The organism is Pandoraea faecigallinarum (assembly GCF_001029105.3).
GTDB lineage: Bacteria > Pseudomonadota > Gammaproteobacteria > Burkholderiales > Burkholderiaceae > Pandoraea > Pandoraea faecigallinarum.
Genome location: NZ_CP011807.3, coordinates 5,026,365 through 5,044,978 on the forward strand (window position 1 = coordinate 5,026,365; position 18,614 = coordinate 5,044,978).

Annotated in this window: 14 protein-coding genes; 12 read left to right on the forward strand and 2 right to left on the reverse strand. The window is 64.9% G+C overall.

What is annotated here, in order from left to right:
- The first annotated feature begins 8 nt into the window (after positions 1–8).
- Positions 9–752 (forward strand): 3'-5' exonuclease family protein, encoded by a 744-nt coding sequence (locus AB870_RS22140; protein WP_047908561.1) that lies wholly within the window; start codon positions 9–11, stop codon positions 750–752.
- An 80-nt stretch (positions 753–832) separates the two neighbouring features.
- Here the strand turns inward: AB870_RS22140 and arsC are convergent, their stop codons facing one another.
- On the reverse strand, positions 833–1,183 hold the full coding sequence (gene arsC, locus AB870_RS22145) for an arsenate reductase (glutaredoxin) (RefSeq protein ID WP_047906303.1): 351 nt from the start codon (positions 1,181–1,183) through the stop codon (positions 833–835).
- Positions 1,184–1,291: 108 nt separating this feature from the next.
- On the opposite strand from arsC, the gene AB870_RS26515 reads away from it, so the two are divergent.
- From AB870_RS26515 to AB870_RS22165, 5 genes are all read left to right on the forward strand, one after another.
- Positions 1,292–1,441, forward strand: a complete 150-nt coding sequence (locus tag AB870_RS26515; RefSeq protein WP_157112401.1) for a hypothetical protein — start codon at positions 1,292–1,294, stop codon at positions 1,439–1,441.
- Between the two features lie 138 nt (positions 1,442–1,579).
- Complete coding sequence (locus tag AB870_RS22150) at positions 1,580–2,155, forward strand: energy transducer TonB family protein (RefSeq protein ID WP_084664001.1); 576 nt, start codon at positions 1,580–1,582, stop codon at positions 2,153–2,155.
- 42 nt (positions 2,156–2,197) lie between these two features.
- Positions 2,198–2,992: a 2-oxo-tetronate isomerase gene (gene otnI / locus AB870_RS22155; RefSeq protein ID WP_047906304.1), complete on the forward strand. Its 795-nt coding sequence runs from the start codon at positions 2,198–2,200 to the stop codon at positions 2,990–2,992.
- Positions 2,993–3,701: 709 nt separating this feature from the next.
- Positions 3,702–4,157: a CoA-binding protein gene (locus tag AB870_RS22160; protein ID WP_047906305.1), complete on the forward strand. Its 456-nt coding sequence runs from the start codon at positions 3,702–3,704 to the stop codon at positions 4,155–4,157.
- 116 nt (positions 4,158–4,273) lie between these two features.
- The gene (locus AB870_RS22165) at positions 4,274–5,212 is read left to right on the forward strand and encodes an alpha/beta hydrolase (protein ID WP_047906306.1); all 939 of its coding nucleotides are present in this window, start codon (positions 4,274–4,276) and stop codon (positions 5,210–5,212) included.
- A gap of 60 nt (positions 5,213–5,272) precedes the next feature.
- On the opposite strand, the gene AB870_RS22170 is transcribed toward AB870_RS22165, so the two are convergent.
- Entirely contained in the window at positions 5,273–6,106 is an 834-nt protein-coding gene (locus AB870_RS22170) for a transporter substrate-binding domain-containing protein (RefSeq protein ID WP_047906307.1), read from the reverse strand.
- A gap of 369 nt (positions 6,107–6,475) precedes the next feature.
- Between AB870_RS22170 and hemE the strand changes: the two genes are divergently transcribed.
- The 6 genes from hemE (at position 6,476) to putP (ending at position 18,558) form a co-directional block, all read left to right on the forward strand.
- Positions 6,476–7,546 (forward strand): uroporphyrinogen decarboxylase, encoded by a 1,071-nt coding sequence (gene hemE, locus AB870_RS22175; RefSeq protein WP_047906308.1) that lies wholly within the window; start codon positions 6,476–6,478, stop codon positions 7,544–7,546.
- Between the two features lie 405 nt (positions 7,547–7,951).
- Entirely contained in the window at positions 7,952–10,495 is a 2,544-nt protein-coding gene (locus AB870_RS22180) for a primosomal protein N' (protein ID WP_047906309.1), read from the forward strand.
- A gap of 153 nt (positions 10,496–10,648) precedes the next feature.
- Positions 10,649–11,986 (forward strand): SorA family sulfite dehydrogenase catalytic subunit, encoded by a 1,338-nt coding sequence (gene sorA / locus AB870_RS22185; protein ID WP_237170012.1) that lies wholly within the window; start codon positions 10,649–10,651, stop codon positions 11,984–11,986.
- Between the two features lie 37 nt (positions 11,987–12,023).
- Complete coding sequence (gene sorB / locus AB870_RS22190) at positions 12,024–12,356, forward strand: SorB family sulfite dehydrogenase c-type cytochrome subunit (RefSeq protein WP_064674889.1); 333 nt, start codon at positions 12,024–12,026, stop codon at positions 12,354–12,356.
- 145 nt (positions 12,357–12,501) lie between these two features.
- Positions 12,502–16,416 carry a trifunctional transcriptional regulator/proline dehydrogenase/L-glutamate gamma-semialdehyde dehydrogenase gene (gene putA, locus AB870_RS22195; protein WP_047906311.1) on the forward strand — a complete coding sequence of 1,305 codons (3,915 nt, stop codon included), beginning with the start codon at positions 12,502–12,504 and terminating at the stop codon, positions 16,414–16,416.
- A gap of 579 nt (positions 16,417–16,995) precedes the next feature.
- Positions 16,996–18,558: a sodium/proline symporter PutP gene (gene putP / locus AB870_RS22200; RefSeq protein WP_047906312.1), complete on the forward strand. Its 1,563-nt coding sequence runs from the start codon at positions 16,996–16,998 to the stop codon at positions 18,556–18,558.
- The last annotated feature ends 56 nt before the right edge of the window (positions 18,559–18,614 follow it).

Consider the following 18,614-nt stretch of genomic DNA (forward strand, 5'->3'; position numbering starts at 1 on the left):
GCGAGGCGATGTCCCGCACTCCGTCGCGCATCGTTCCCGTGGACGAGGAGATTTTCGTCAGTACCGACGTCGAAGCCGACGGCCCGATTCCCGGCCCGCATTCGATGCTCAGCTTCGCCTCGGCCGCTTACACGGCCGACAAGGAATTGATCGGCACCTTCAGCGCCAATCTCGAATGCCTGCCCGATGCCAAGGGGCATCCGCTCACGATGAAGTGGTGGAAGACCGAGCCCGACGCATGGGCAGCCTGCCGGGTGGACCCGGAAGACCCGGCCAAGGCGCTCAAGGCGTATGTGAAGTGGGTGGAAAAGCTGCCGGGCAAGCCGGTATTCGTCGCGTACCCGGCGGGCTTCGATTTCACGTTCATGTTCTGGTACATGATGCGTTTCGTCGGCCGCTGCCCGTTCTCGTGGTCGGCGCTCGATATCAAGACGCTTGCATTCGCGATGACCGGCATGCCGTACCGGAAGTGCATCAAGCCGCGTTTGCCGCAGGTCTGGCTCGATCCGCTGCCGCACACGCATGTAGCCCTCGACGACGCCCTCGAACAAGGCGCGCTCTTCTGCAACATGCTCGCCGAGTTGCGCGATCAGCAAAAGACGCTGGCCGAGTTGCCCGGATGGCGCGGCGCCGGCCTGAGCGCAAATGCCGAAGCCCCGGTGTTCGGCTCAGCGGCGGCCGAGGCCGACGCCGCAGCGCAAGCCGAGTCGCCTGAGACCGGCCCCGGCAAGGACAGCACCGCCCACGGCTGACCGACGCCATCGCACCGAAGACGCAAAAGGGCGCGACGTTCGCAACGTCGCGCCCTTTTGCGTCCAGCTTGCTGCGCAGCTTACAGAACTTCGCGCGCCCGTTCGGACGGACGGGCGATCACTGCCTTCTTGCCATTCACCACAATGGGACGCTGCAAGAGCTTCGGATGTGCCGCGATGGCGGCCAGCAAGGCATCGTCGCCAAGGGCCGTATCGGCCAGTCCCAACGCTTCGAATTCCGCCTCGTTGCTGCGGATCATCTCGCGTACCGGCACACCCAGCAGCTTGTGCAAACCTTTGAGGTCGGCCAGCGTGGGCGGTGTCTTCAGGTATTCGATCACTTGCAACTCGCGCCCGGCTGGGGAACCCTCCACCAGCGCCAGCGCTTCGCGCGACTTCGAGCAGCGCGGGTTGTGATACACGGTAATCATGGTCACTCCAATGCGTACAAAAACTGTCCGGCATGACAGGGCGTTCGAACAACCGCGACGCCACTTCACCCCTGGAACGTGCGCTCCGAGTATGCATGGTATCGTCGAATGCCGCTACTTGCGTGGACAGGGTGGGCATGGCGGGGCTATGGCCTCGGCGGCAAGCTGGCCGCCCTGCCGGTCCCGCGCACGCTCGGGGCGGTGCACCACCTCGTGGGGCCGCCCTTCGATTTCGCGTCGCTATGGGAGACACATTAACGCGTACGAGTTTGCCATTCGGGAAATCGATCCGCTGACAAAGCGGGACACGAATACATATATTGGGGGCAGGCGAGTGTACTTGTGCAGTTCGGATTGCTCGATCCGGCCTGTCGCGAATGTTGCGGGAGACGAATCATGAAGACGCAACTTTCCCGGAGCGCGGGTGCCGCCCCGGCACCGCGCACCGCTGCTGCGGCCACTCGTGCGGATGAGGTGGCGCATATGGCACCTGCCCCTCATACCGCCATGGCCGCCGTCGCCGCCCTTGCCGGCGTTCTGCTGGTGGCTGGCTGCGCGAATCCCGATTTCGAACCGAAGAAACCGCTCGTTCTGAATCTGCCGATGGGTCAGCCACCGCTCACGGGACTCGATCAATACAAGATCGCCGCCGCGCAGCGCGTCACCGAAGTCAATGCCCGTCAGATCACGCCGGGCAATCCGCAACCGATGCTGCGCTCTGTCGTGTCGCTGGAATATTGGGTAGACCGCAACGGCAATGTCACCGGCGTGGCGCTCTACCGCAGCAATGGCGACCACGAGGCCGAGCGCATCGCCATCGCCAGTCTGAGGTGGGCCAGCCCGCTGCCCGCGCCCAGCCGCGCGCTCGTCGACAGCAGCGGGCGCGTGCGCGCCATCGAAACCTGGCTCTTCAACAACGACGGACGGTTCCAGTTGCGCAGTGTGGCCGCGCCCCAGATCGACGGGCAGTGATATGGTGATGGGCATCCGCCCACCCGGGCGACGGAGAATCCCATGCCGCGATTTGCTGCGAATCTGACGCTGCTCTATCAGGAAGTCCCGTTTCTCGACCGTTTCCGCGAAGCCGCGAGCGATGGTTTCCGGGGCATCGAATTCCTCTTCCCGTACGACCATCCCGCGCAGGAGATCCGCAAGCGGCTGGACGACGCCGGCCTCACGCAAGTGTTGTTCAACGGCCCGGCCGGCGACTGGGCGAACGGCGAGCGGGGCCTCGCGGCACTGCCCGGGCGCGAAGCGCAATTTCGCGACAGCATTGAACTCGCGCTGGACTACGCCGATGCGCTCGGCTGCCGTCAGCTTCACGTGATGGCCGGCTGCCCCGACCCCGCGCACTCGCCTGAGCGCTGCCGCGCCACGTATCTGGAGAACCTCGCGTATGCGACCGGCCAGGCGGCGGCACATGGCGTCACCGTACTCATCGAGCCGATCAATCCGCGCGACTTCCCGCGCTATTTCCTCACCTGCCAGGATCAGGCGCACGCCATCCGGCAGGAAGTGGGCGCAAGCAACCTGAGAGTCCAGTTCGATGCTTATCACTGTCAGATCGTCGAAGGCGACCTCGCGGTGAAGTTGCGACAGCACATCGCCGGCATCGGGCATGTACAGGTCGCCGGGGTGCCTGCACGTCATGAGCCGGACACCGGCGAGGTGAACTATCCGTTCCTGTTCCGCCTGCTCGACGAACTGGGGTATGCCGGATGGGTCGGCTGCGAGTATCGCCCCCAAGGCGCAACGCGCGCGGGCCTGGGCTGGCTCAAGCCATGGCTGAGGGCTACCGCAGGCCAATAACGAACGCCGGTGAATTTACGCAAGGGTGAATCGCTTTCCGATAATTGAATCGGATGGCGAAACAATTCGACCTTCGAGAAGGCAAACGTCGGAGGAAGGCTTAGGAAAGATGTAGGAGGAGGCAGGCAAAAAAAATGGCGGGACACACGGGCCCGCCAAAACCACACGCTACGGGGTTAGCGCGAGGAGACCAGATTCGGAGCACTGCATCGAACCACCTGCAAACGACGCCGGGGGACGTCATTCGCCGATACAGCCACGCTGCCGCGTTACCGGGGGATAAGCACTTCAGCGTTGAGATGCATTGTGGTGGAAACGTATGGAGGGAGGGGTAACAAAGTGTTTCAGGTTGTAACACCTCAAGCGTTTCACTACCGTCGTCGTGCGCCTGTACGCCTTGTCCCATAAGGGCTCCGGGGCACGCCCCCGTCTCGCCTGTTGATTCGTCGTCCTGAATAACTTGCCTCACAAGGTATCGTTGCGGCACCGGCGAAGGCATTCGTCTGCGGAAACGATACGTATTCCCTATCGTTGCCTCAATACCGGTTCGAAGTCGCTGATCCACACCCTTCGGCTTTTTTCTGCGCGGCGTCTGTGCCCGTCCGCTGCCGCGTTACGGCGCCGGTTCACTCCGCTCTTGAACGTACCGTCCGGCAATGTGCTAACGTCAATGTTTGTGCGTGGCAACAAAGTGAACACAAAGTGAGCAATGGACACCACTGAACGTTTGGGTCGGATACTTTCGCGCGACCGGGTGATTGCCGTGGTCGGCCTGTCGCCGCGGCCGGACCGGCCGAGTTTCACCACGTCGCGTTATATGCAGCAGCACGGGTATCGCATCGTGCCGGTCAACCCGCAGGCTGCCGATTCCGGCGAGACGATTCTGGGCGAGACCGTCTACGCGAGCCTCACCGAGGCGGCCGACGCCTTGCGTGCCGACGGTGTGCGCATCCAGATGGTCGACTGCTTTCGCCGCAGCAACGACATTCCGCCGATTGCCGACGAAGCCGTGGCGATTGGCGCCACGAGTCTGTGGATGCAATTGGGCATCGAAAACGACGAGGCGGCTGCCGTGGCATTGGCCGCGGGGCTCGATGTCGTGATGGACCGTTGCGTCAAGATCGAGTATCAGCGCTGGCTGATGCAGGGCGGCGGGTTGCCGTAACGCGCCAACGACCGCTGATGCGTGTCTTGCGTGCCGTTGCCTCGTCATGAATTCCGAAAAACAAAAAAGCGCTTCCTTTCCACTTTCCCGCTAACACGCTAACCACCGACGCCGCCATGACCATCGACGCCGATCTGCTCGCCTACTACGACCTGATGGCGCGCAAGTACCCCACGCCGGAGAACGCCCCCGCACCGACCCCGCAAGAAGTCCGGGCCCGGTTCGCCACGGTGGCGGTCGAGGCCTTGCGCCCGCTGCCGGCAGGATTGCGAAGCGAGACGTTCGAGATCCCGTTGCCGGGCCGCAATCTGCGCGCAAGGCTGTACCGTCCGGCCGGTCGCACCGTGCCGCTCGTCGTGTACTTCCATGGCGGGGGCTGGGTCGTGGGTGACGTCGATACGCATGGCACCGTGGCGGCCTTCCTGGCACAGGACGCCGACGTTGCCGTGTTGAGCGTCGATTACCGGTTGGCGCCGGAGCATCCGTTCCCCACGCCGGTGGACGATGCCCGGGAAGCGTTGGCGTGGGCTGCCGAGCAGCGCGCCCGGCTGGGGTTGAGTCTGGACCGTCTGGCGGTGGCTGGCGACAGCGCTGGCGGGCATCTGGCCGCACAGGCGGCAGCGTGGTTCAACGACAGGCATCCGGGCATCGTCGGTGCGCAATTGCTGATCTATCCGGTCGTGCAGTACCGCTTCGACACGCCGAGTTACGAGCGTCTGGCGCATGGCGTTGGTCTCACGCGTGATGAAATGCGCTGGTATTGGAAGGAATTTCTCGCGGGCGTGGAGCCGGCGGCGAACGATGTGCGGGTGAATTTGATGGCGGAAGCGCCGCGGCATCCGTTACCGAACAGTTTGGTGATTGCGGCGGAATACGATCCGTTGCATGACGAAGCGGTGGACTATGCCAGGTTCGTCGCGCGCACGGGGTCGAAGGCGGAGGTGATCGAGGCCACGGGCCTCACCCACAGCTTCGCCCGGTTGCAGCCATTCGTGCCGCACGCGCGAATGGTGATGCACGATGCTGCGCAGCGGCTACGAGCGTGGCTGGACTGACCGGGGACCCGGGAGGATGGCCCCGGCCGCAGCACTACCCGACGCAGGGAAGCCAGCCGGTCACTTCAGCCATTTGTCGACCACTCCCTGATACTCGCCGGTTTTCTGGGCGAGATTGAGCCACTGATCGACGTAATGCTTGAAGACATCGTCGCCGCGCGGCAGGAGGTAGGCTTTCTCGCCAAACTGGAGAGGCTTGTCGGGATTGACCGGACAGAGGGCCGGATTGATCTTGTGCTGGAGCAGGGTTTCGGAGGAATCCGTCACCATGACGTCGGCCTTGCCGTCGGCGATCTGCTGGAAGATCGTGACGTTATCGGGATAGATCGTGAGCGAAGCGTTCGGCAGATACTGGCGGGCGAAGCGTTCGTTGGTGCCGCCCGGGTTGGCGATGGCGCGGGTGCTGGGCTTGTTGAGGTCGGCGAGCGTCTGATACTTCGCGACGTCGGCGCAGCGCACGATGGGTGACTTGCCGTCCACCATCACGACGTTGCTGTAGTAGGCGCGCGCGGCGCGATCAAGGGTGACCGAGATGCCGCCGACGGCGGTGTCGCACTTGCCTGCGGTGAAGTCGTCCATCAGGCCTTTCCACGTCGTGGGGACGATGACCGGTTTCACGCCGAGCGACTTGGCCAGCGAAGCGACCAGATCCACGTCGACGCCTTCGAATTGCCCGTCCGGGCGACGATACGAATAGGGCTTGTAGTCGCCGGTCGCGCAGGCGCGCAACGTGCCCGACTTCACGATGTCGTCGAGCCGCGAGTGGACGGCAGGCGACGACATCGGGCTGGGCGCGGCGGATTGGGCCAGTGCGACGTTCGCCGGGATACCGGTGGCGAGGGTGACGGCGAGCGCCGCCCCTGCCGTGAAGGCCACGCGGGCGGCCGTCTTCATGACTGTCATGCTTGTCTCCGTTTTGTTTTGTTGACGTACTCGCGGCAGTGGCACGGTCGACGCCTCCTGGCACCATCGCGCTTCATTCCGCGCTTCATTCCGCGCTTCACTTCACTTCACGCCATCCCGTACCCTGCGCCATGCCGTCGCATGCGGCACATGGGCGTTCATACTACTGTTCGGCCGGGCCCGCGCCAACCCATGCCAAAAATGCGCGCCCATCGCGACTCTCCTCGCTCCGAACTGGCGTCGAGGGTGTGTCATGCGCGTGGCATTTATGTGCGGCATAACAGCCCGCAACGCGACCGCCCTCCGGATACCCGGGTAAAATGGCCGCTTGCCCAAAACCTTCCCACTCCCCGCTGCGACGTGTCCCAAGCTCTGCAAAACGATACTTTCCTGCGCGCCCTGCTGCGCCAGCCGACCGAGTACACGCCGATCTGGCTGATGCGCCAGGCGGGCCGGTACCTGCCCGAATACAACGCGACACGCGCCAAGGCCGGCAGCTTCCTGGCGCTGGCCAAGAACCCCGCCTACGCGACCGAGGTCACGCTTCAGCCGCTCGAACGCTTCCCGCTCGACGCGGCGATCCTGTTCTCGGACATCCTCACCATTCCCGACGCCATGGGCCTCGGCCTGTCGTTCGAGGCCGGCGAAGGTCCACGCTTTGCGCACCCACTGCGTACCGAAGCCGACGTGCGCCGCCTTCAGGCGCCGGACCTCGACAGCCTGCGTTACGTTTTCGATGCCGTGAGCGAGATCCGCCGCGCCCTGAACGGCCGCGTGCCGCTCATTGGCTTCTCCGGCAGCCCGTGGACGCTCGCGTGCTACATGGTCGAAGGCGCCGGTTCGGCCGACTTCCGCACCGTCAAGACGATGATGTACGAGCGGCCCGACCTGATGACGCACATCCTCGAAACCAACGCGCGCGCCGTCGCCGCCTATCTCAACGCGCAAATCGAAGCGGGCGCGCAGGCCGTCATGGTGTTCGACACCTGGGGAGGCGCGCTGGCCGACGGTCTGTATCAGCGCTTCTCGCTCGCGTATATGAAGCAGGCGCTCGAAGGCGTGCACCGCGAGTGGAACGGCGTGCGCGTCCCGCATATCGTCTTCACCAAGGGCGGCGGCCAGTGGCTCGAAGCCATCGCCGACACCGGCCCGGACGCCATCGGCCTGGACTGGACGGTCGATCTCGCTGCCGCCCGTCGTCGCGTAGGCGATCGTTGTGCGCTGCAAGGCAATTTCGATCCGACAGCGCTCTTCGCGGCCCCCGGTGCCATCCGCACCGAGGTTCGCCGCCTGCTCGACGCCTACGGCAACGCATCAGGGCATGTCTTCAATCTCGGACACGGCATCTCGCAATTCACCGATCCGGAACACGTCGCCGCCCTCGTGGAGGAAGTCCACAGCTACAGCCGAACGCTGCGCCAAACGGCATGAGCCGATGATTTTTGTCACTTGCACACGCAGTGACGCGGGTTCGCGGGGCATTTCGCCCTGCAAACCCAACCGTCGTTCGACGCGGCGAATGTCAAGGGAAATGCAGTCGAATAACCCCTCCAATTTACGGAGTTGTCCCGAAGACTTATGCACAAATTCTCGCTGCGCCGCCGCAAGTGAGAGACAAGGAAAAGGCATTGTCGGCGCGCTTCATAAGCTATTGATCGAAAAGCATTTTTGATTCACGACAAGCCAGAACGACGAGCGATGCGAGGACCGTGCGGCGTGGCTCGCGAGAGATAATCCCCACAGTTCTCAACATAGTTATCCACAAGCGATTCGACGCCGGCGGAAAGCCGACTCAAATCCGGGGTTTACCGGCACTTCTCAGGATTCACTTTAAGTTTGACGCGCGCCGACGATCTGTCCGATCCGTTCATTGCATCGAGCGACGATGCTCTTTTCCCGGCGACCCAGCCTCGCACCGGTGCGCCCGCGATCGCCCGCGTGGCGCTCGATACGCCGCTTCTCACGCTGTTCGACTACCGCCTCGATCAGGCCGCAAGCCCCGGCCAACTCGTGCAGGTTCCGTTCGGACGGCGACAGGTCGTGGGGGTCGTCTGGGAGTTGACGCAGCGCAGCGAAGTCGATCCGAAAAAGCTGCGGGAAGTGACATCCGTCTGGCATGAATTGCCGCCGCTCGGCGACGATTGGCGCGATCTGATGCAGTTCGCCTCGCGTTACTACCAGCGCGGCGTCGGCGAAGTCGCCCTTCCCGCGATTCCGGGGCATCTGCGCACGCCCATGCGCTGGCCGCGGCTGCTCGCCCAGCGCGGCGTGCAGCGTTACCGGATTGCCGACGGTGCACTCGGTCCGTTGATGCAGAGTGTGCCGCCCCGTTTGCGTGCCCAGCGCCGGCTGGCCGAAGGACTCGCTCAGGCCGGCACCCTGGATGCCGACGAAGCCCGTGCGCTGTGCGCCAAGGCCGCGGATGTCCTCAAGCAATGGACGGCCGCGGGCTGGGTCGTTGTCGAGACCGTGGCGTTTCATGAGGCGGTACGTGAAGCCCGCGATACCGACGGTGACGACACAGACCGCGCGGCCGCTCACGATAGGCACACCGAATCGTGCGATGGGCTGGACGACGTGTTGGGCGACGCCGCCGACGGCCGCACCGTCGGCACGAAGACGCTCACGGCCGGCCAGGCCGACGCCGTCGCCGCCATTCGCGACGCGCTGATTGCCGCCGGTGCGAGGCACCTCGCCGCCTCGGCTGCCTCGGTCGCGATGAGCGGCGTCGAAGCCGCCCATGCGGCCAACTCGCCGGCCAGTCCGGCGCCCCCAGCGGAATCGCTCCCGCCCCCCCCGCCGTTCCTGCTCTATGGCGTCACGTGCAGCGGCAAGACCGAAGTCTATTTGCGAGCCGTTGCCCAGGCCCTGCACGCCCGCGAGTCGCACGACGCGCAAGTGCTCGTTCTGGTTCCGGAAATCAACCTGACACCGCAGCTCGAAGGCGTCTTTCGCGCACGGTTTCCGAACGAGCAGCTCGTCACGCTGCACAGCGGACTGGCCGAGGGCGAGCGTGCCCGGCACTGGCTCGCGGCGCATCGCGGCGAAGCGCGCATCGTGCTCGGCACCCGGCTGGCGGTGATGGCGTCGTTGCCGCACCTGCGGCTCATCGTCGTCGACGAAGAACACGACCCTTCATATAAGCAGCAGGAAGGCCTGCGCTACTCGGCGCGCGATCTGGCGATCTGGCGCGCCAACCGTCTGCGCATTCCGGTCGTGCTCGGTTCGGCCACGCCATCGCTCGACAGCTGGAATCGAGCGGAGCAAGGGCGCTACGTCCGTCTGACGATGCCCGAACGCGCCACGCCGGACGCCGTGCTGCCGCGTGTGTCGCTCATCGACATGGATATCGAGCGCAAGCGGCAGCGCATGGTGCACGAAGGCCTGTCGCAACCATTGCTTGCGGCCATCCGGGCACGCCTCGACGCGGGCGAGCAAAGTCTGTTGTTCCTGAATCGTCGAGGCTACGCGCCGGTCCTGAACTGCGACGCCTGCGGCTGGATCAGCGACTGCCGCCGGTGCAGCGCGCACATGGTGCTGCACAAGCCGGAGCGGCGTTTGCGTTGCCACCATTGCGGCGCGGAATCGCGCATTCCTCATGCCTGCCCCGACTGCGGCAACCTCGATCTCGCGCCGCTCGGGCGCGGCACGCAACGCATCGAGGAAGCACTGACCGAGCACTTCCCCGAAGCACGGCTCGCGCGCATCGATGCCGACAGTACGCGTCGCAAAGGCAGTGCGCAGGCACTCTTCGCACAGGTCCATGCAGGGGAAGTCGACATTCTGATCGGCACGCAAATGGTGGCCAAAGGTCACGATTTCCGAAACGTCACGCTCGTCGGTGTGGTGAACGCCGACAGCGCCCTCTTCTCGCACGACTTCCGTGCGGCGGAACGTCTCTTCGCCCAGCTGATGCAGGTGGCAGGCCGTGCAGGGCGTGCCGCACGGGCCGACGGCCCCGGTGACGTGCTGATCCAGACAAGCTACGCTTCACACCCGCTCTTCGCGTCGCTCATGCGCCATGACTACGCCGGCTTCGCGGCGCAGCAACTCGAAGAGCGGCGCGTCGCGCTGTTGCCCCCGTATACCCGCCAGGCATTGCTTCGCGCCGAGGCCCGCAAGCTCGACGACGCCATGGCCTTCCTCAAGCAGGCCCGCGAGATCGCCGCCACCCCGGCGCTGAACGACTCGCGCATCTCGCTGGGGGACCCCGTACCCATGACGATGGTGCGTATCGCCGGCACCGAGCGCGCGCAACTCGTCGTCGAAAGTCCGCACCGCGGGGCGCTCCAGCGCTTTCTCACTCAATGGATGGGTGAGTTACGCCCGCTCAGGGCACCGGTGCGCTGGCACCTGGAAGTCGACCCGCTCGAAATATAAAACGGTATATAGCGTTCCGAAAATTTGACAATATCGGAAGAATCCACGACGATGCGGGCATCACAAGACGGAAAAAAAGACCGCTGGAAGTCCGCTGCACGTCGAACGGTTCACGTCATCTGAACGATAAAAACGTCCCACAGGAGACATCCGATGAAGTCCCACGACAGGAGCGCCGCCCCCACGGCGCCGCAAGCTGCTGCATCCCTGGCTCCCCCCGAATACGCCTTCTCCGAGTCGCCGGCCGAGTCGCCCGTGGCCGAGGTGTCGCGCCGTCGCTTCCTGCGACGCGCCGGTGCCCTCGGTGTCGGGGCGAGCCTCGCAGGCCGCGCGCTCGACGTACTCGCCGCCGCCACCGCCCCGCAAACGGTGACGCTGCCGTTCGCGAACGGTGAGCGCGAACTCGTCGCGTATCCGCAGAAACGCCCCCTGATTCGGCTCACCGCACGTCCGCCGCAACTGGAGACGCCGTTCGAGGTCTTCAACGACGGGCTCATCACGCCGAACGACGCCTTCTTCGTGCGGTATCACCTCGCGGGCATTCCGACCGATATCGACCCTGCGAAGCACCGTATCCGCGTGGGCGGCAGCGTCGCCAAACCGCTCGACATTTCGCTCGCGTCGCTCAAGAAGGACTTCGGTACCCCCGTCGAGATCGTTGCCGTGCACCAGTGCTCGGGCAACAGCCGGGGATTCTTCGAGCCCCGCGTCGGCGGCGGGCAGATCGCCAACGGTGCGATGGGCAATGCGCGCTGGCGGGGCATTCCGCTCAAGCGAATTCTCGAACGCGCCGGGGTGTCGGCCAGCGCGAAACAAGTCACGTTCGAAGGGCTCGACCGGCCGATCGTTCCGGCGACACCGGAGTTCGTGAAGGCACTCGACCTCGATCACGCCATGGACGGCGAGGTCATGGTCGCCTTCGCCATGAACGGCAAGGATCTGCCGATGCTCAACGGTTTTCCGGTGCGGCTTGTCGTGCCGGGCTACTACGGCACGTATTGGGTGAAGCATTTGGCGGACATCAACGTCATCGATAAAGTCTTCGACGGCTTCTGGATGGCTTCGGCGTACCGGATTCCGGATAACGACTGTCACTGCGTCGAACCCGGCAAAGCCCCGGAGAAAACGAAGCCCATCGGCCGCTTCACCGTGCGCTCGTTCGTGACCAGCCATACCGACGGCCAACAGGTGCCGGCAGGCAAACCCCTGCGGGTGCGCGGCATTGCGTTCGATGGCGGCGAGGGCATTCGCGACGTGCAGTTCTCGGCCGACGGCGGGCAGACCTGGCAAGCCGCCAAGCTGGGCAACGAGTTGTCGAAGTATTCGTTTCGCGAGTGGACGGCCTCGTTCACGCCGCCGCAAGCCGGCGAGTATGTGCTGAAAGTTCGGGCGACGAATCGCGTGGGAGTCACGCAGCCGCTGCAATCGTTGTGGAATCCGGCCGGCTATCTGCGCAACGGCGTGGAAGCCGTGCGCGTCGTGGCTGCGTAAGGCAGGCAAACGCGCAAGCGAGGAGGGGAAGACAACCATGAAACATCTGAAATTTATGCATCGCGCGGCCATCGTGCTCGGGTTGCTCGGCACAATTGCCAGCGCCCCGGCTCTTGCGCTCGAGATCAAACTGCCGCAGGAGACGGCGCAACTCAAAGCCTCGACGCTCGCGGGCCATCAGGCCGCCAGCGCATGGTGCGTGATGTGCCATTCGATCGACTACATCAACGCCCAGCCACCGATGCCCGCCGCCTTCTGGAACGCCGAAGTCACGAAGATGGTGAAGGTCTACGGCGCCCCGATTCCGGAAGATCAGGTCAAGCTGATTTCCGAGTATCTGGGCGCGACCTACGGTACCGAGCGAAAATAGTCGCACGTCAGGAGTGATACCGGCGGTGCAACCGCATTTTTGACTCTGGTTGCACCCCTGTCGAAACCCGGTTACGATGCCGCAATTCACCCCCTATGGGTGTCACGCATTCTTTTGCGTTTTCGCGTCTTCAGGTAACCCACTCATGGCTAACACCACTCTCGGCGTCAAAGTCGACGACGTCCTGCGCACCCGGCTCAAGACGGCCGCCCAGCAAATCGAGCGCACCCCGCACTGGCTCATCAAGCAAGCCATCTTCGCTTATCTGGAGCGCATTGAGAGTGGAGCCCTTCCGCCCGAACTGAGCGGTGCAACCCAATCGGGCACCGAGGTGATCGACGGCCACGCCGGCGACGACACCGTCCCGCATCCGTTCCTGGAATTCGCGCAGAACGTGCAACCGCAATCGGTATTGCGCGCCGCGATCACGGCCGCCTATCGCCGCCCGGAGCCGGAATGCGTGCCGGTGCTCATCGGCCAGGCCAAGCTGGCACCGGCGACGGCCGCGCAGGCATCCGATCTCGCGCGCAAGCTCGTAGTCGCGCTGCGCGGCAAGAGTACCGGCGGCGGTGTGGAAGGCCTGATCCATGAATTCTCGCTGTCCAGCCAGGAAGGCGTGGCGCTGATGTGTCTGGCCGAAGCGCTGCTGCGCATTCCCGACAAGGCCACGCGCGACGCCCTGATCCGCGACAAGATCAGCAAGGGCGATTGGCACGCTCACATGGGCAATTCGCCGTCGATGTTCGTCAACGCCGCCACCTGGGGCCTGATGATTACCGGCAAGCTCGTGACCACCACCAGCGAAACCGGTCTCACCAAGGCGCTCACGCGCCTGATCGGCCGTGGCGGCGAACCGTTGATCCGCAAGGGGGTGGACATCGCGATGCGCCTCATGGGCGAACAGTTCGTCACCGGCGAGACCATTTCCGAAGCGCTGGCCAACAGCCGCAAGTACGAAGCGCAGGGCTTCCGCTATTCATACGACATGCTCGGCGAAGCGGCGACCACCGAAGAAGACGCACAACGCTACTACGCCAGCTACGAGCAGGCGATCCACGCCATCGGCAAGGCATCGGCCGGGCGCGGCATCTACGAAGGCCCGGGCATCTCGATCAAGCTCTCGGCGCTGCATCCGCGTTATTCGCGCAGCCAGCACGAGCGCACCGTCGCCGAACTGCTGCCGCGCGTACAGGCACTTGCCAAACTGGCGCGCTCGTACGACATCGGCCTGAACATCGACGCCGAAGAAGCCGACCGCCTCGAAATCTCGCTCGATCTGCTCGAAGCGCTGTGCTTCGACCCGGAACTGTCCGGGTGGAACGGCATCGGCTTCGTGGTGCAGGCGTATCAGAAGCGCTGCCCGTTCGTGATCGACTTCATCATCGATCTGGCGCGTCGCAGCCGTCACCGCATCATGGTGCGCCTGGTCAAGGGCGCCTACTGGGATACGGAAATCAAGCGCGCGCAGGTCGACGGGCTGGAAGGCTATCCCGTCTACACGCGCAAGATCTATACGGATGTCTCGTACCTCGCCTGCGCGAAGAAGCTCCTTGCCGTGCCCGATGCGATCTACCCGCAGTTCGCCACGCACAACGCGTATACGCTTTCCGCGATCTATCACCTCGCGGGCAACAATTATTACCCCGGTCAGTACGAATTCCAGTGCCTGCACGGCATGGGTGAACCACTCTACGAGGAAGTCGTGGGGCCGATCGCCGCGGGCAAGTTGGCGCGACCGTGCCGTGTGTACGCTCCGGTCGGCACGCACGAAACGCTGCTCGCCTACCTCGTTCGCCGTCTGCTGGAAAACGGTGCGAACACGTCGTTCGTTAACCGCATTGCCGACGAGACCGTCAGTGTCGACGAACTGATCGCCGATCCGGTTTTGGAAGCGGAGAAGGTGCAACCGCTCGGCGCGCCGCATGCCAGGATTCCGCTGCCGCGCGATCTGTATGGCGTATCGCGCGCCAACTCGTCGGGCTTCGATCTTTCGAACGAACACCGCCTCGCTTCCCTGTCGTCGGCCCTGCTCGCCAGCGCGGGTACGCCGTGGCGCGCCGCTCCGATGCTCGCCGACGGCGAGCGTACGGCCGGCACGCCGCGCGCGGTGCGCAATCCGGCCGATCTGCGTGACGTGGTCGGGCAGGTCATCGAAGCGACGTCTGCCGATGTGCAAGCCGCATTGACGCACGCGGTGGCCGCCGCACCGATCTGGCAGGCCACGCCCGTCGAAGAGCGCGCCGATTGCCTGATGCGATCTGCCGATCTGCTCGAAGCACATATGCCCACGCTCATGGGGCTGTGCGTTCGCGAAGCAGGCAAATCGCTGCCGAACGCCGTCGCCGAAGTGCGCGAAGCCGTCGACTTCCTGCGCTACTACGCCGCGCAGATCCGTCAGGGTTTCTCCAACGATACTCACCGCCCGCTGGGCCCGGTGCTGTGTATCAGCCCGTGGAATTTCCCGCTCGCCATCTTCGTCGGTCAGGTCGCCGCCGCGTTGGCCGCCGGCAATCCCGTCATTGCCAAACCTGCCGAACAAACGCCGCTGATCGCCGCCGAAGCCGTGCGTCTGATGCAGGCCGCAGGCATTCCGGCCGGCGCACTGCAACTGCTGCCGGGCACGGGCGAGACCGTGGGCGCGGCGCTGGTGACCGATGCGCGCACCAAGGCGGTCATGTTTACCGGCTCGACGGAAGTGGCGCGCATCATCGCGCGCACGCTGGCGGACCGTCTGGACGCCAACGGCCGTCCGATCCCGCTGATCGCCGAGACCGGCGGGCAGAATGCCATGATCGTCGACTCGTCGGCGTTGCCCGAGCAGGTCGTGTACGACGTGCTTGCCTCGGCCTTCGATTCGGCCGGTCAGCGTTGCTCCGCCCTGCGCGTGCTGTGTCTGCAAGACGACATCGCCGACAAGACGCTGCACATGCTCAAGGGCGCGATGCGGGAACTGGCTATCGGCAACCCGGATCGTCTGTCCATCGACGTGGGTCCGGTGATCGACGCCGAGGCGCAGAACGGCATCAACCGTCACATCGAGCAAATGCGCGGCAAGGGCTTCCCCGTGGAGCAACTCGCGCTGCCCGAGTCCACCCGTCACGGTACCTTCGTGCCTCCGACGCTCATCGAGCTGACCGATCTGAAGGCGCTGCAACGCGAAGTATTCGGTCCGGTGTTGCACGTGATCCGCTTCAAGCGCGCGCAACTCGACAAACTGCTCGATCAGATCAACGGCACCGGCTATGGCCTGACGTTCGGCGTGCATACGCGCATCGACGAGACCATCGCTTACGTGACCGAGCGCGCACGCGTAGGTAACGTCTACGTGAACCGGAACGTGATCGGTGCCGTAGTCGGCGTGCAGCCGTTCGGCGGTGAAGGGTTGTCTGGGACGGGTCCGAAAGCGGGCGGCCCGATGTATCTGCCGCGCCTGCTGGCGACCCGTCCGGCCGCGCTGGCGCCGGAACTCAATCGCAACGAGGCTGCCCTCTCGCCGCTGGCCGGCTATCGCGACTGGCTGCGCCAACAACCGGATAGCGCCGCCGCGATCGAGCGTGTCGACCGCTATCTGGCGACGTCCGCCCTCGACGCCACGGCAGTACTGCCCGGCCCGACCGGCGAGCGCAACACTTACGGTCTCGAACCGCGCGGTCCGGTGTTGTGCGTGGCGGCCACGACGCTCGGCGCGCGCACCCAACTGGCTGCGGTGCTGGCCACGGGCAACAACGCCGTCTTCACGGACAGCGCCGCCGCCCGGGAACTGGTGAGTGCGCTTCCCGCAGCCCTCAAGGGTCGTGCAACGGTGCTGGCGGCGGGCACGGACGCGGCCGGCGAGGCATCGCTTGCCGCCGTGCTGTTCGAAGGCGACAGCGACGAGCTGCGTGCCCTGAACCGCCGCATCGCGACCCGCAACGGTCCTATCCTGTCGATGCAGGGCCTCGCGCCCGAAGCGCTGGCTGCCGGTGACGACTATGCGCTGGAGCGTCTGCTGTGCGAGCGCTCGGTGTCCGTCAATACGGCTGCCGCCGGCGGTAACGCCAACCTCATGACCATTGGCTGATCCGTGGTCTTCGCCGGATTTGGTGACGCTTCCAAAGCGGATTCGTCCTAAATCCGGCGACGCCGTACCGCGCTCGCCCGGGCGCGCGCCGCGGTCATTGCCGTACCTCGCACAATGAGGTGGCGATAGCCGTGACGTTCCGGCCTTCCCGCGCCGCATCGCCTCTTCCTCCTATCCCGCCGCTCGCTCCTCTCCCCCGGCCCTCCCCTGCTCTGCCGCACTCCGCCGGGTTTTCACGCCCTTTTCGCGTCCTTTTCGCGTCCTTATCACGCCCTTTTCACGCCGCTTTCGTTGAGCAGCGTCATGCCCGCCATCAGCGCGGCCCGTGAAGCCCGCACAACCTTGTCGTCACCGACGATTCCCTGCCGAGCCGCTAGATGCGTACATGCGCCGTTTGAGCGATTTCGCGGTATCTTCGCGCCCGCCCCCGACATATAACGCGTCTCACCGTCATAGAGCGGTCAACCCGCGCCGGCGACATGCATCGCCGGCCACTGCGGTCGTCGACACGCGTAGCGCCGCTTTCGTCATGCCGGAAGTCAGGCACCGACGCACGTCCGCGCCGCACAAGGAGGCAACATGTCCGTATGGAACCCCACGGCGGTGTCGTTCACCGTCTATTTGCTTTTGATGCTGGTGATCGGCTGGCTAGGCTACCGGCAAACCAACAACCTCTCCGATTACATCCTCGGCGGACGCCGCCTCGGCAGTTTCGTCACCGCGCTCTCCGCCGGCGCCTCCGACATGAGCGGCTGGCTGCTACTAGGTCTGCCCGGCGCCATTTACGTGGGCGGTCTATCGGGGGTCTGGATCGCCATCGGACTCGCGGTCGGTGCCTGGGCCAACTGGCGTCTAGTGGCGGCCCGCCTGCGCGTGCATACGGAAGTCTGCGGTAATGCACTCACGCTGCCCGAATACCTCACGCAACGTTTCGACGACCGCAGCCATGTGCTGCGCATCGTCACGGCGCTCGTGATCCTGATCTTCTTCACCGTCTACTGCGCGTCGGGCGTCGTCGCCGGTGCACGGCTGTTCGAAACGATGTTCGGCCTCGATTACCACACCGCGTTGTGGATCGGCGCGGTGGCGACCATCGCCTACGTATTCATCGGTGGCTTTCTCGCGGTGAGCTGGACCGACACGGTGCAGGCCTCGCTGATGTTCGCAGCGCTGGTCGTCACGCCGATTGCGGTGATCGCCATCGACGGCGGCCCGCTCACGGCAATCGACGCCGTCACGGCGCTGCACCCCGCTCACACCGACTGGTTCGGCGATCTCGCACCGGTCGGCGTACTGTCCTTGCTCGCCTGGGGCCTCGGCTATTTCGGTCAGCCGCACATTCTCGTGCGATTCATGGCGGCCCGCTCGGCGGCAGCGATTCCCAAGGCGCGCCGCATCTGCATGACGTGGATGGTGCTGTGCCTGACGGGCGCGGTGGCAGTGGGCTTCTTCGGATTGGCGTACTACAGCGCCCGGCCGGAACTCGGCGCTGGTGTGAACGCCAACTCGGAGACGATTTTCATCGCGCTGACCACGCAACTCTTCACCCCGTGGCTGGCCGGCGTACTGCTCGCCGCGATTCTCGCCGCCGTGATGAGCACGCTGTCGTGCCAGTTGCTGGTGTGCTCCAGTGCCTTGACCGAAGACCTCTATAAGACGTTTGCGCGCGGGCCCGTAAGCCAGCGCCGCCTGGTGTGGATCGGCCGCGCCATGGTGCTGACCGTGGCTGTGGTCGCCGCGCTGCTGGCGCTCGATCCGGAAAGCCGCGTGCTCGGCATGGTGAGCTACGCGTGGGCGGGCTTTGGCGCCGCCTTCGGCCCGCTGGTGCTCGCGACGCTGCTGTGGCCGCGCGTCACCCGCAACGGGGCGCTCGCCGGCATCGTCGTCGGTGCCGCCACGGTACTGATCTGGAAACAGTTCGGCTGGTTCGACCTGTACGAAATCGTGCCGGGATTCGGGTTCGGGGCGCTGGCGTTGTATGTCGTGAGCCGTCTGGACCGTGCCCCGAGCGCCGGGGTACTGGCGCGCTACGCTGCTGCCGAAACCCGTCTGAAGGAAATTCAGGACGGCCGGACCACCGGCGCCGACATTGCCGGCGGCAGCGGTGGCACCGAAGCCCCCGCGGCGCAACCTTCGCCATAAGCCGGTAGCACCTTCTATCGGAACTTCTCCCTCTTGACCGGCGCGTGCAGCCATCC